Source organism: Bradyrhizobium manausense (genome assembly GCF_018130615.1).
Taxonomy (GTDB): Bacteria; Pseudomonadota; Alphaproteobacteria; order Rhizobiales; family Xanthobacteraceae; genus Bradyrhizobium; species Bradyrhizobium manausense_A.
On sequence record NZ_JAFCKB010000021.1, the window covers coordinates 87951 to 100413 of the forward strand.

Below are 12463 nucleotides of genomic sequence, written 5' to 3' on the forward strand. Positions count from 1 at the left end.
GCGTATGTCCAAGAAATCCCGAAAGAAATCGTCCAAAACGCCCTCCGGCAGTTCAACAGCAAAAAGCAAGCCCCTCAAAACACGGGCCGCGACTCAAACACGTGGCGCCAAAACACAGCCGGCGTCGGCAAGCAAATCAGGCAAAGCGGGCCCAAAGGCAGCATCGCATAAGGCCGCATCGAAACGGTTAAAATCTTCTGAAAAGGCATCTAAGCCCGCCGCTGCGGCCTCCGGCGCCAAATCCGCTCTGGTCGAGGGCCAGAAGGCCCCAGCGTTCCGCCTGCCCCGCGACGGCGGCAATGTCGTCACCTCCGCGGATTACGCCGGCCGGAAGCTGGTGCTGTTCTTCTATCCCCGCGCCGGCACGCCGGGCTGCACCCGCGAGGCGATCGACTTCACCCGGCTCAACGACGCTTTCGCCTCTGCCGGCACCGCCGTGCTGGGCATCTCGGCCGATCCGTTAAAGGCCCAGGAGAAGTTTCGTGACAAGCACAGCCTCGGTATCCCCCTGATCTCGGATGAGCAGCACGAGATGCTGGAGGCCTATGGGGCCTGGGGCGAAAAGTCCATGTATGGCAAGAGCTTCCTCGGGGTTCTTCGCACCACCGTATTAATCGGCGCCGACGGCAAAGTGGCCAAGGTCTGGCGCAATGTCCGGGTCGACGGACATGCCGATGAGGTGCTGACAGCGGCAAGAGGTCTTTAACCAGCGCGTTAAAATCGAGCGCTCCCGTTTCCGGAAAATTAACCATGACCAGCCCAGATTGCCGCGGCAATTAGGCCGCAAGGAACCGTTCCGACCGGCGCGGGAGTGCCGATGTCGAAAAGTTCTGCCCAATATTCGCAGTCCCCCCAACATCATCCCCACGACCACGGGCGTGCCTTTCATCGCCGTCCCGCCACTGCTGCGGCGGCAGTCGCCATCCCGCTCGCCGACACCGATGACGCCTACACCATCCTGCATCACGGCAAGCAGGTTCGCTTGGGACCGGTGGTGTTCTGGATCGTCGTCGGCACCGTCGTCTTGCTCGGGCTGTGGTCGGCGGCGACCGCCACCTATTTCGCCTTCCGCGACGACGTCCTGACCCGGCTGATCGCCCGCCAGGCCGAGATGCAATACGCCTATGAAGATCGCATCGCCGAACTGCGCGCCAAGGTCGACCGCACCACCAGCCGCCAACTGCTCGACCAGGAGCAGTTCGACCAGAAGCTCGATCAGATCATGAAGCGCCAGACGGCGCTGGAGTCCCGGGCCACGGCGCTCGGCGCCATGCCTGATGTCACCGGATCGATTCCACGCGCGACTCCGCAACGCGGCGACGCCAGCCAGACGACGACGCAAGGCACACCCAAACCGTCGCCGATCAGCGACACCGTGATTTTCGTGGCGCCGCCCGATCGCGAAGCGCGGCTCGAATCGCGCGCGCCGGCGGTGATGGCGCCGCCAGCCAACCAATTCGCCAAGAACCAGGGGTTTGACAATGTCCTGGTTCGGCTCACGACCTCGCTCGACCAGGTTGAGCGCCGCCAGGTCGCGGCGCTCAACGCCGTCGAGGAAGGCATGGATTCGCGGATGCGGCGGATGCGCGGCGTGGTCAGCGACCTCGGCCTGAACATCGCCAGTCTCGAAGCCGCCGTGCCGCGTGCCGCGATGGGCGGCCCGTTCGTGCCGGTGAAGCTCACCGCCAATGCAGGCTCGTTCGAGAAGCAGCTCTATCGTATCAATATCACCCGCGCCGAGATGGACCGGCTCAACCGCACCCTGGCGCAGGTGCCCTATCGCAAGCCCGTCATCGGCGAGGTCGAATTCACCTCGGGCTTCGGCGTGCGCAGCGATCCCTTCCTCGGCCGGCCGGCGATGCATACCGGTCTCGACTTCCGCGCCGCGACGGGCGATCCCGCGCGCGTCACGGCCAACGGCAAAGTGGTCTCGGCCGGCTGGTCCGGTGGTTACGGCCGCATGGTCGAGGTCGATCACGGCAATGGGCTGTCGACCCGCTACGGCCATCTCTCCGAGATCAACGTCAAGGTCGGCGAGATCGTGAAGATCGGCCAGGTCATCGGCCTCGTCGGATCGACGGGACGTTCGACCGGCCCGCATCTGCACTATGAGACCCGCATCGATGGCGAAGCCGTCGACCCGCAGAAGTTCTTGCGCGCCGGCGTACGCCTCAGCGCGGGTTAGCTAGCGCTGTCGGACGCGACGCGCCGACAGGCCTCGAAGCGAGAAATCGCAGCATTCACGCGCAATCCGCGCGATCTGCCCGGCCAGCGGATCGACGATGTCGGTCCGCGTCACGGCAAAGTACCTGATCTGCGGGATGGGTGGCGAAGTCCTAATCGTGCGCAAGAGACCGATCTCGATCTCATGCCGGAAATACTGCTCGGTCAGGAAGGTGATGCCGAGCCCGGCCACGGCCAGCGCCGAGAGCACGCTGAGACTGTTGCACTTGACGACGCGGTTGAGCTTGATACCGCTCGCGCCCAGCCAATCCAGAACAAGCTTCTGTAAGCCCGATCCTTCGCCCTGAGTGAGGATCGGGTATCGCGCGATCTCGTCGAGCGCGGCCGCGTCAGCCTTGGGGCCGACGCCGGGCGCCGACATCCATTGCAGCGTGACGCTGTCGAGCGGCAGCGCGTTGAAATCGGCACTGGCCGGCGGATCAAGACCAATGACGAGATCCAGCCGACGATCGGCGAGCTTATCGAGCAGCACGACGCTGGATTCGACTTCGGGCTCCGGAATGACCGCCGGATAGGCCTCCTTCATGGCCACGATTAGCCTCGGCAGCCAGGTCAGCGCTACCAGCTCGGTGACGCCGAACCGGAACGCGCCACTGAACGCCAATGGTCCCGCTGCGACCTGACGCATGCGCGCCTCGAGCTCCAACAGCTCTGCTGCGAGTTCGATCAGGTTTTCACCGCTGCGCGTCAGGCTGATCGTTCGACCGTTGCGATCGAACAGCGCGCTCCCGACCGCGGCTTCCAACTCGGCGATGCGCTTGGAGATGGTCGATTGCGCCAGGTTCAGCCGCTCCGCGGCGTCAACCACGCCGCCCAATTCGGCAATCCAGTAGAAGGCTTCGACCTGCTTCAACGTCAGGCTCACCATGGTCGCGACACCCATAAATCGAAAAAAGCGATCATATACCTAGAAAAATATTCACTTTTCTTCAAGTCTACCGCGGGGCAGGCTTCGCGGAACATCTGCGCTCCCGCGCACAGCCCTTCGGTTTTGCTCATGCTCCTGCCCGGCCATCGACTGCTTCCCTCGCCGCCCTCCGTCCCGCCCGCGACCATCGCCGACTTTGCCGCCGCGCAAGTCGCGATTGTCTCTGACAACATGAATCGGCTGCACGGCACGCGCGCGCTTCGGCCGCTCCATGGCAGCGCCCGCCTGATCGGCACCGCGATCACCGTCAAGACGCGCGCCGGCGACAATTTCATGCTGCACAAGGCCTATGAGCTGCTGCGACCGGGCGACGTGCTCGTGGTCGATGGCGGCGGTGATCTCAACCAGGCCCTGGTCGGCGAGATCATGATGACGCGCGCCAAGGCGATGGGGGTCGCCGGCTTCGTCATCGACGGCGCCGTCCGCGACCTCGGCGCATTCGCGGAAGCCGGCTTTCCCTGCTTCGCACGCGGTGTCACGCATCGCGGTCCCTACAAATCAGGTCCCGGCGAGATCAACGTGCCCGTTTCGATCGATGGCATGGTGGTGATGCCGGGCGACGTCATCCTCGGCGACGAAGACGGCGTTGTCGCCTTCGACCGATCGGTTGCAGCAGAGCTGCTCGCGCGGGTCAAACAGCAGGAGGCGCGCGAAGCCGGCGCGCTGGCCGCCATCCGCGAGGGCCGTCTCGACAACTCCTACATCGGCACCGGACCCGCGCCCGCCCAGGGAGCCGCCTCATGAGCCGCACGGCTGCCATCGCCCTCGCCCCGAGGGTTCAACGGATCAAGCCGTCGCCGAGCATGGTCGCACGGGACCTGGTCCGCCAGCTCCAGGCCGAGGGACGTGACGTCATCGATCTCACCGCCGGCGAGCCGGATCTGGACACCCCGAAGCACATCCGCGCAGCGGCCGCTGCCGCGCTCGAAGCGGGAGAGACGCGCTACACGCCGGTCAATGGAACGCCAGCGCTGCGCAAGGCGATCATCGCAAAGCTCTCGCGCGAGAACGGCGCTCGCTACGCCATGAACGAGATCTCCGTCGGCGGCGGCGCCAAGCAGGTCATCTACAACGCGCTCGCCGCCACCCTCGGCGCCGGCGATGAGGTGATCATCCCCGCGCCCTATTGGGTCTCCTATCCCGACATGGTCGAAGCCTGTGACGGGACGCCTGTGATCGTGAGCTGCGGCGAGAACTCCGGATTCAAGCTGTCAGCCGAGGCCCTCGCCCAAGCGATCACCGCCAAGACGCGCTGGCTCATCCTGAACTCCCCGTGCAATCCCACCGGTGCGTTCTATTCCGCCGCCGAGTTGGCTGCGCTGAGCGAAGTGCTGCTGCGCCACCCCCATGTCGCTGTCATGACCGATGACATCTACGAGCACATCCGTTTCGACGGTGGCGCAACGCCGTGCATCGTCGCCATCGAGCCGCGCTTGACGGAGCGGACCTTGCTGGTCAACGGCGTCTCCAAGACCTACGCCATGACCGGCTTCCGCCTCGGCTATGGCGCCGGGCCCGCGCAACTCATCGCAGCCATGAACACGATCCAGTCGCAGTCGACGTCCTGCACGTCGGCCATCAGCCAGGCCGCAGCGACCGCCGCGCTCGAAGGCGATCAGGGCTTCGTCGCGGAGGCCCGCGAGATGTATCGCCGTCGCCGCGATCGTGCCGTCGCCATGCTCAACGACATTCCCGGCCTGTCTTGCCTTGCGCCCGATGGTGCCTTCTACGTGTTTCCGTCTTGCGCCGGCCTGATCGGGAAGACCACGCCCGAGGGCAAGGTCCTGAAGTCGGATCTGGATGTCGTGATGCACTTTCTCGATGCCGCCGGCGTTGCAGTGATCGATGGAACGGCCTACGGCATGCCATCCTATCTGCGCATGTCGATCGCAACTTCGTTGCCCAAGATCGAGGAAGCCTGCACTCGGCTCGCGCGATGCTGTGCGGCGTTGCGCTAACCGCTGAAGGACAAAGGAGAAGAGCCATGAGATTACTAGAGGTCGCCGCCGGACTCCTGATCCTTGCCGGCGTTGTCAACGTGGCCAAGGCCGACGAGCTCGCTGACGTGAAGGCCCGCGGCAAGCTGGTCTGCGGGACGCTCGGCACGGCCGAGCCGTTCAGCTTCCAGGACCCGAAGACGCGGGAGATCGTCGGATACGACGTCGACATGTGCCGCAAGGTCGCAGAGTCCCTCGGCGTCGCGCTCGAGCTCAAGCCGATGGCGGTCGAGGCCCGCATCCCCGAGCTGTTGCAGGGTCGGGTCGACATCCTCGCCGCCAATCTCGGCTGGACCAAGGAGCGCGCGCAGCAGATCGACTACAGCTACTCGTACTTCGTCAGCGAGCAGAAGGTGCTTGTATCCGCCGATTCCGGTATCGCCACCTTGGAGCAGCTATCGGGCAAGCGGGTCAGCGCGCTCAAGGGATCGTCTTCGGAACAGGGCGTCAGGCGCGTCATACCAACGGCAGAAACCGTGACGTTTCAGGATTCGTCCTCGGCCTTCCTTGCGGTCGTTCAGGGAAAGGTCGACGGCTTCTGTGCTTCGGAGCTGATCCTGGTGAAGCTGCGCAAGCAGGCCCAGGCCTCCGCGCCGATGTCGATCGTCGAAAAGTCGGTCTTTGTCGAGCCGTGGGGACTCGGCGTCCGCAAGGGTGAGGCCGCCTTCAAGGACCACGTCAACAAGGTGCTGACCGGGCTGGATGCGTCCGGAGAGGCCGGCAAGATTTTTGCCAAATGGTTTGGCCCCGATACCGTCTATGGCATGAAGCTCGATTTCAAGATCGAGGAGATCAAGGGCTGATCCCTCGCCGCCGCGCGAAACCGAGCATCGGGAGAGCATGACTTAACGATGGGCTATGTCTTCGACCCGGCCGCAGTCCTGACCGGCCAATATCTGGACTGGTTCATCTGGGGACTGGCGACGACGATCGCGCTGACGGTCGCGGCCTGGCTGCTCGGGATGACGATCGGGATCATCCTGACGCTGGTCCGTATGCTTCCGTTCAGGCCGCTCGAATGGCTGGTCGCGGCTTACGTCGAATATCATCGCAACGTTCCGCTGCTGGTCCAGATCCTGGTCTGGTATTTCGGCGTCCCGCAACTTCTGCCGCGCGCCATCCGCATGTGGGTCAACAGCCACCACAGCGAGTTTCTGCTCGCCATGGTGGCGCTCGGCCTCGCCAGCGCGGCCTATATCACCGAGGATCTGCGCAGCGGAATTCGTTCGATCCCGAAGACGCAATATGAGGCGGCGCGCTCGATCGGGTTCAACTATCTCCAAGCGATGAGCTACGTGATCCTGCCGCAGGCGCTGCGCATCGTGATTCCGCCGCTGATCAACCAGACCCTGCTCCTGTTCAAGAACACCAGCCTCGCCATGGCGATCGGCGTCGGTGAGCTTACCTATCGCACGCGCGAGGTCGACAGCTACACGTTCAAGACGTTCGAAGCGTTTGCGGTCGCGACCATCATTTATCTTGCGATCTCCTTTGGGATCATGGCGCTCGGCGCCTTCGCCAACCGGCGGCTGAAGCTCGAGTTGCGCTGATGCTGGAGATCCTCGAGAACAACTGGCTTCTGTTCCTGATCGGGCAATACCCGCATGGCCCCGTTGGCGGCCTCGCCATGACGCTGTTCCTCGCGGTTGTCGGACTATCTCTCAGCTTTCCGGTCGCAGTCGCGCTCGCGCTGGCGCGTCTCAGCTCGCATGGCTGGCTCCGCGGACCGGCAACCGCCGTGGTCTACATTGTGCGCGGCTTGCCGCTGATCATGTTCATCTTCTGGACCTATTTCGCGCTGCCGCTGTTGACCGGACGTACGGTCGGAGGCGTCGAAACGCTGCTCTTCGCGCTTGTCGTCTACGAAGCGAGCTATCTGTCGGAGATCATCCGTGCCGGAATCGAAGGCCTGCCAAAAGGCCAGACTGAGGCGGCAAAGGCCCTTGGCCTCGGCTATTTTCCGACCACCTTCAAGGTCATCCTGCCGCAAGTCCTGCACAACATGATGCCGAGCCTGGTCAGCCAGTTCGTCTCCACCATCAAGGAGACCTCGCTCGGCTATGTCATCAGCGCCAACGAGGTGACCTTTGCGGCGAGCCAGGTCAACAACCAGCTCATGACGCAACCGTTCGAGGTCTACGGCCTGCTGGCGCTGACCTATTTCACGCTTTGCTTCACCCTGACATCGGCGGCGCGCTGGCTGGAGCGACGGCTGGCAGCTGAGCGTGGTGGGCTCGGCGTCCAGACGGCGTGAGGGCAGAAATGATCCGCTTCGAGGCCGTGGAGAAATGGTTTGGTCAGCAGCAGGTGCTGGCTGGCGTGACCGGCGACGTGAAGCGCGGCGAGGTCGTCACGCTGCTGGGTTCATCCGGCTCCGGCAAATCCACGCTCATCCGCACGGTGACGCGCCTCGAAGCGATTCAAGGCGGGAAAGTGCTATTCGAGGGTGTCGATCTCGCCGGGCGTGGCGTCGATATCAACCGTTTGCGCCAGCGCGTCGGATTCGTGTTCCAGGCGTTCAACCTGTTTCCGCATCTCACCGCGCTCGGCAACATTACGCTGGGGCTGGAGCGCCTGCGGAAAATGTCCAAGCCTTTGGCTAGAGAGCGCGCGATGACCGAGCTCGACCGCGTCGGGCTGGCAGACAAGGCCGACGCCCTGCCGTCGCGCCTGTCCGGCGGCCAGCGGCAACGCGTTGCGATTGCACGCGCGCTGGCGATGGATCCGGACGTCATGCTGTTCGACGAGCCGACCAGCGCGCTCGATCCGGAGATGGTGGGCGAGGTGCTGCGGGTGATGAGGACGCTTGCGCAGAACGGCATGACGATGGTTGTCGTCACGCACGAGGTCGGATTCGCCCGTGAGGTCGCAGACACCGTCTGGTTTCTGGACAAGGGTCAAATCGTCGAGAGCGGTCCGCCGGCCGAGGTCCTTGATCGTCCCGGTCACGAGCGGTTGCGCTCCTTTCTCGCGAAAGTGCACTAAGGCGTCATTTAGCGCCGGCCGCCGCCCATCCCGCCTCCAGGACCGCCGAAACCGCCACCACCCATTCCGCCACCCGGCCCCATCGGACCTCCACCGGGCGCGCCAAAACCGCCCGGACCTGACGGGCCGCTTGGCCCCGACGGCGCGGGACCGGGACTGCCAGCGGGACCGGATCCGGGCGCTCCCGGCGCGCCGGGCTGACTGTTGCCCGGGCTTGGCGTGCCGCGATCCGGATGCATGATCGAACCACCGGGCGACCGGCCGGGATTGCCGCCGCCGGGCTGCGGAGCGCCCGGCGCTGGGCTGATCGCCTGCGTCGACTCGACTTGCAAGCCACGCGAGCGATCGAACACACCGTTGACGACCATGCGCGCTTCGCCCGCCGCCGGCCCAAAGCGCGAACTGTCGCGCGCGACAAGCCCCGAGCCCAGCTGCAGGCTGGAGCCCGCACGCTGCACATAGGCCTCGATCGAGAGGCGGCTCGCGCCAACGAGATCCGAGAAATCGTCGATGCGCGTGTGTGCAGCCTGCATCCTGCCCTGGCTCGTGCTGCCCTCGATCTGGACGCGCTGGCCGACCAGCAAGGGATCGACGCCGTTCAGCTTCAGTCCGCCGATATGCAGGCCGTCAGGCCCGCGCTCGACCAGACCCGTGACGCGCTCAGCGGTGTCCTTGCGCGGCTCGATCAGGCTCGCGACGATCACACCGTCGGTCCGGCGCAATCCATAGACGGCCACCTGCGCGCCCGCGCGAAGCTTGCTGTCCTTGCTGCCGGCCACGATCTTCTGGCCGAGTACCGTCAGCTCGTTGCCCTTCACCTGCTCGATCGGGCCGGAGACCTCGCTCGCAATCGCGATGTTGCGGGTCACGAGCGTGCCGTCGGCCTGCCGCGTCGCGACCACGCGCGCGAGCTGGCCGATGCGCAGCGCCTTCGGGCTCGCCGCCTCGCCGTCGATACGCACCGGCACATCGCTCGCATAGGTGACGCGCTCGCCGTTGACGTAGATGCTGCCGAAACGCTGGATTACGCCGACGATGCCGGTGCCGCCGATGCCGTGATCGTCACCGCGGGTGATTCCGGTGCCGCCAATGCCCTGATCCGTGCCGCGCTTGACCTGCGCACGCGCGATCGCGGTTCCGGCGAGCCAGAACCCGGTCAGCAGCAAACGGCGTGAGATCAGCGGCGGCCGGCTCATGAGGAGCTGCCCTCCTTGCCGCCGTCCTTACTCGCATCCTTCTCGCTCTGCTCATCGGCGTCTTCGCTGTAGATGTAGATGCCGAAATTCCAGCGGGCGTCGCCGCCTTTGTCCTTGGCGAGCGCGCGATTGGCCTCGCGATTGGCGGTCTTCAGCGCGTCCATCGCGAGCTCGCGCGAACGCGCCTCGAGGCGTTTGGCCAGCTTCGGCGAGATGTTGTTGTAATGGACCGCGCGTTCGAGGAAGCGCGGTGCCGGCCCCGACACGTTCTCGGCGGCAGCCGCGATGTGGTCGTGCAGATTGCGGCCGAGATAGTGCCATTTGCTGTCGTCCGCGCCGCTCGGAACGAAGGCCGCCTCGACCAATTCGATCTCGTCGGCCGCGTTGATGGTGACGAGCTTGCGGTCGATCCATTCGTCGAGCACCGCACGCGGGCGCACATCCTTGGTGACGGAGGCAACGAGTTGCTCGAATGACGGCGCATCGCCCTCGGCGGTGCGCGGCAATGCCAGCGGCTCGCCCCTCGCATCGGTGAATTCAGGCGCGGCGAGCCAGCGCGCGATCACCGCGCTCGTCAGCGACAGCGCCGCCGGCGTCTCGTGGACCGGCGCGCCGGCGCCGCGCAACCGCGCCACCTCCTTGCGGTGGATGCCGGTGAGCAGGCTGACGCGGCTGTCGGTCTGCTCTTTGCCCTCCAGCGCGAAATCATGCTCGGCGACGTTGACGAAAAGCTCGCGGAGCAATTGCGCCAGCGCCGGAAACGTCATGCCGCTGCGGATACAGAGCCGCACGAGCGGGCGCAGCAGCCGCGCCAGCGGCGCGTGCAGCTTTGCTGCGGCATTCGGCTCTGGCGCCGCCGCTTTGGGCCCGGACTTGGCATTCATGTCTGAATTGTACCCGCGCCATACGTGGGACACAATCCCACATTTTTCCATTTTGAGATTGACGTGGTAAATTTTCCCACGTACACGAGACGCCACTGAGGGCACGACGTAGAGGGACACGACACCCATGGCCGACCGCCTGGTCCGCATTTCCAGTTCACCGCGTGCTGTGCCGTTTCCCGATCGGAGCCGGGCCACCACGATCGAGCCGATGCTGCCGGCGCTGCTGCGCGGCGTGATCTTCATCTCGGTGCTATCAGCACCGTTCGTTGCAGCGCTGCTCGCGGGCTGACGCCACCATGCATCACACCAGTTCTCCCCCGCGCCGCCCGTCGGTGCTGCACATCTTCAAGATCTACTATCCCGACCTGTTCGGCGGGACGCTGACGGTGATCCGTGACATCTGCGCCAGCCTGAAGGACGCCTTCGCCTCGGCCGTGCTGACCTGCTCGCAATCGGCCGAGAAAGGCGAGATCATCGTCAACGACGTGCCGGTCGAGCGCGTCCGCTCGTTCGGCAATGTGCTGTCGCTGCCGGCGGCGCCCGCCTACCCTTGGCGGCTATGGCAGAAGATCGCCGAGCACGATCTGCTGGCGCTGCATGCGCCCTTCCCGCTCGCCGACCTCGTTTTCGCCCTCGGCTTCGGCCGCAACCGGCCGCTGGTGGTGCACTGGCATGCCGACATCGTCACCCATGCGGGCCTGCGCTGGTTCGTCGAGCCGCTGATGCGCCAGACGCTGCGTCGGGCCAAGGCGATCATCGTCTCCGACCGCGTGCTGATCGAGGCGACGCCGTTGCTGCGCGAATTCGAAGACAAATGCCATGTCGTTCCGTTCGGCATCGACACCAGTGTCTATGACTGGCCGAAGATCGAACCCCACCACGTCAACGATCGCGGCCGCCTCGTGCTCGCCTGCGGCCGGCTGGTGCCCTACAAGGGGTATGACGTGCTGATCCGCGCGGCGGTCAATCGCAAGTTCGAGGTCTGGATCATCGGCGAGGGCGCCGAGCGGGCCCGGCTCGAGCAGCTGATCGCCGAGCTTGGCCTCGGTGAGCGCGTCCGCCTGCTCGGCTCCGTCAATGACTGCGAGCGCATCAAGCTGATGTGCCTTGCCGACGTCTTCGTGATGCCATCCGTCACCAATGCCGAGACCTTCGGCCTCTCCCAGCTCGAGGCCATGGCCGCCGGCCGGCCCGTGGTGAACACCGCCCTCGACACGGCGGTGCCCCGTGTCGCCCGACATGGCATGGAGGCGATCACCGTGCCGCCGGGCGACGCTGAAGCGCTTGGCGCGGCCATCGACGCTCTGATCAGCGATCCCGAGCGCCGCCGCCGCATGGGGCTATCCGCCCGGACCCGCGCTGTGAGCCGCTACTCCGCCACGGCTTTCAGGGAAGGCATGGAATCGGTCTATCGCTCGGCGGTCGCGGCGCCTTGCGACAAGCTGGCGCCCGCGGATGATCAACCGGAGGAGACCAGCTGGTTCGACAGCATCCGGATCGCCGCCGCGCTCGCCTGGTCCGATATGCGCCACCGCTATGTGCGCTCGCTCTTGGGCCCCTTCTGGATGTCGCTGCAGATGGCGATCGTGGTCGCGGTGCTCGGCTCGGTGATCGGGCAAATGTCGAATGCCGACATGCTGGCGCGGCTACCGATGCTGGCGCTCTCGATGACGGCATGGACCTTCCTCAACAGCGTCGTGCTCGACGCAACCACCGCGCTCCAGAACTCCGCGAGCCTGATCCGCGACCGGGCGCTGCCGCCGGTGATCTTCCTGCTGCAATGCACGTTCCGCCAGGGGCTGTTCGCGCTGCATAATGCCTGCGTCCCGCTCGCACTCTGGCTGCTGCTCACGCCGCACGATCTCTCCGGCGCGCTCACAGCGCTGCCTGGCCTGTCGCTTTTCGTCATCTGCACCTTCGCACTGAGCCTCGTGCTCGGCGCGCTGGCAACCCGGTATCGCGACCTCAAGCCGATCATCGAGTCCACCTTGATGCTCGCCTTCCTCGCCTCGCCCGTGATCTGGTCCGCCGACATGGTCAATCATCGCTCGACCGTGATGCGGCTCAATCCGCTGACGCATCTGTTCGCGGTGTGGCGCGAGCCGCTGGCCGGCGGCCATGTCGATGCGACCAGCATCATCTATGTCCTGGTCGCGCTGGCGCTGTTGCTCTGTGCGAGCGTGCTGACCCTGGTCCACTTGCGTAAAGCCGCCTTCTGGATCTGAC

The 12463-nt window shown here is 65.3% G+C and carries 13 protein-coding genes; 10 read left to right on the plus strand and 3 right to left on the minus strand.

Going from position 1 to position 12463, the window contains the following annotated elements:
* The first annotated feature begins 4 nt into the window (after positions 1-4).
* Together JQ587_RS30085 and JQ587_RS30090 are read left to right on the plus strand one after the other, a co-directional pair.
* On the plus strand, positions 5-706 hold the full coding sequence (locus tag JQ587_RS30085; RefSeq protein ID WP_212427757.1) for a peroxiredoxin: 702 nt from the start codon (positions 5-7) through the stop codon (positions 704-706).
* A gap of 111 nt (positions 707-817) precedes the next feature.
* Positions 818-2185, plus strand: a complete 1368-nt coding sequence (locus JQ587_RS30090; protein WP_212427758.1) for a M23 family metallopeptidase — start codon at positions 818-820, stop codon at positions 2183-2185.
* On the opposite strand, the gene JQ587_RS30095 is transcribed toward JQ587_RS30090, so the two are convergent.
* Positions 2186-3112: a LysR family transcriptional regulator gene (locus tag JQ587_RS30095; protein WP_212427759.1), complete on the minus strand. Its 927-nt coding sequence runs from the start codon at positions 3110-3112 to the stop codon at positions 2186-2188.
* A gap of 129 nt (positions 3113-3241) precedes the next feature.
* Between JQ587_RS30095 and JQ587_RS30100 the strand changes: the two genes are divergently transcribed.
* From JQ587_RS30100 to JQ587_RS30125, 6 genes are read left to right on the plus strand one after another with little or no spacing between them, the layout of a single operon-like run.
* Entirely contained in the window at positions 3242-3916 is a 675-nt protein-coding gene (locus JQ587_RS30100; RefSeq protein WP_212427760.1) for an RraA family protein, read from the plus strand.
* Positions 3913-5130 (plus strand): aspartate transaminase, encoded by a 1218-nt coding sequence (locus JQ587_RS30105; RefSeq protein WP_212427761.1) that lies wholly within the window; start codon positions 3913-3915, stop codon positions 5128-5130. Before JQ587_RS30100 ends, JQ587_RS30105 begins: the two co-directional genes overlap by 4 nt.
* A gap of 26 nt (positions 5131-5156) precedes the next feature.
* Positions 5157-5972 carry an ABC transporter substrate-binding protein gene (locus JQ587_RS30110; protein ID WP_212299651.1) on the plus strand — a complete coding sequence of 272 codons (816 nt, stop codon included), beginning with the start codon at positions 5157-5159 and terminating at the stop codon, positions 5970-5972.
* Between the two features lie 48 nt (positions 5973-6020).
* Positions 6021-6719 carry an amino acid ABC transporter permease gene (locus JQ587_RS30115; RefSeq protein WP_212299650.1) on the plus strand — a complete coding sequence of 233 codons (699 nt, stop codon included), beginning with the start codon at positions 6021-6023 and terminating at the stop codon, positions 6717-6719.
* On the plus strand, positions 6719-7423 hold the full coding sequence (locus tag JQ587_RS30120; RefSeq protein WP_212427762.1) for an amino acid ABC transporter permease: 705 nt from the start codon (positions 6719-6721) through the stop codon (positions 7421-7423). Before JQ587_RS30115 ends, JQ587_RS30120 begins: the two co-directional genes overlap by 1 nt.
* A gap of 8 nt (positions 7424-7431) precedes the next feature.
* On the plus strand, positions 7432-8154 hold the full coding sequence (locus JQ587_RS30125) for an amino acid ABC transporter ATP-binding protein (RefSeq protein ID WP_212427763.1): 723 nt from the start codon (positions 7432-7434) through the stop codon (positions 8152-8154).
* A gap of 8 nt (positions 8155-8162) precedes the next feature.
* Here JQ587_RS30125 and JQ587_RS30130 read toward each other — a convergent pair whose 3' ends face one another.
* Both JQ587_RS30130 and JQ587_RS30135 read right to left on the minus strand, forming a co-directional pair.
* A complete protein-coding gene (locus JQ587_RS30130; RefSeq protein WP_212427764.1) occupies positions 8163-9350 on the minus strand; it encodes a DUF5666 domain-containing protein in 1188 nt (395 codons plus the stop codon).
* Positions 9347-10234, minus strand: a complete 888-nt coding sequence (locus JQ587_RS30135; protein WP_212299646.1) for a DUF6502 family protein — start codon at positions 10232-10234, stop codon at positions 9347-9349. The genes JQ587_RS30130 and JQ587_RS30135 overlap by 4 nt, the downstream gene beginning before the upstream one ends.
* Positions 10235-10361: 127 nt before the next feature.
* Here JQ587_RS30135 and JQ587_RS30140 point away from each other — a divergent pair, with 127 nt between their 5' ends.
* Positions 10362-10526, plus strand: a complete 165-nt coding sequence (locus tag JQ587_RS30140; RefSeq protein ID WP_212299645.1) for a hypothetical protein — start codon at positions 10362-10364, stop codon at positions 10524-10526.
* 7 nt (positions 10527-10533) lie between these two features.
* Positions 10534-12462 (plus strand): glycosyltransferase, encoded by a 1929-nt coding sequence (locus tag JQ587_RS30145; protein ID WP_212427765.1) that lies wholly within the window; start codon positions 10534-10536, stop codon positions 12460-12462.
* Position 12463 lies beyond the last annotated feature (1 nt).

What these genes read in the sequence shown, in the direction of transcription:
- JQ587_RS30090 (WP_212427758.1), top strand. Translation starts at nt 818, where the DNA reads ATGTCGAAAAGTTCTGCCCAATATTCGCAGTCCCCCCAACATCATCCC.
- JQ587_RS30100 (WP_212427760.1), top strand. Translation starts at nt 3,242, where the DNA reads ATGCTCCTGCCCGGCCATCGACTGCTTCCCTCGCCGCCCTCCGTCCCG.
- JQ587_RS30120 (WP_212427762.1), top strand. Translation starts at nt 6,719, where the DNA reads ATGCTGGAGATCCTCGAGAACAACTGGCTTCTGTTCCTGATCGGGCAA.
- JQ587_RS30110 (WP_212299651.1), top strand. Translation starts at nt 5,157, where the DNA reads ATGAGATTACTAGAGGTCGCCGCCGGACTCCTGATCCTTGCCGGCGTT.
- JQ587_RS30105 (WP_212427761.1), top strand. Translation starts at nt 3,913, where the DNA reads ATGAGCCGCACGGCTGCCATCGCCCTCGCCCCGAGGGTTCAACGGATC.
- JQ587_RS30140 (WP_212299645.1), top strand. Translation starts at nt 10,362, where the DNA reads ATGGCCGACCGCCTGGTCCGCATTTCCAGTTCACCGCGTGCTGTGCCG.
- JQ587_RS30085 (WP_212427757.1), top strand. Translation starts at nt 5, where the DNA reads ATGTCCAAGAAATCCCGAAAGAAATCGTCCAAAACGCCCTCCGGCAGT.
- JQ587_RS30130 (WP_212427764.1), bottom strand. Translation starts at nt 9,350, where the DNA reads ATGAGCCGGCCGCCGCTGATCTCACGCCGTTTGCTGCTGACCGGGTTC.
- JQ587_RS30135 (WP_212299646.1), bottom strand. Translation starts at nt 10,234, where the DNA reads ATGAATGCCAAGTCCGGGCCCAAAGCGGCGGCGCCAGAGCCGAATGCC.
- JQ587_RS30115 (WP_212299650.1), top strand. Translation starts at nt 6,021, where the DNA reads ATGGGCTATGTCTTCGACCCGGCCGCAGTCCTGACCGGCCAATATCTG.
- JQ587_RS30095 (WP_212427759.1), bottom strand. Translation starts at nt 3,112, where the DNA reads ATGGTGAGCCTGACGTTGAAGCAGGTCGAAGCCTTCTACTGGATTGCC.
- JQ587_RS30125 (WP_212427763.1), top strand. Translation starts at nt 7,432, where the DNA reads ATGATCCGCTTCGAGGCCGTGGAGAAATGGTTTGGTCAGCAGCAGGTG.
- JQ587_RS30145 (WP_212427765.1), top strand. Translation starts at nt 10,534, where the DNA reads ATGCATCACACCAGTTCTCCCCCGCGCCGCCCGTCGGTGCTGCACATC.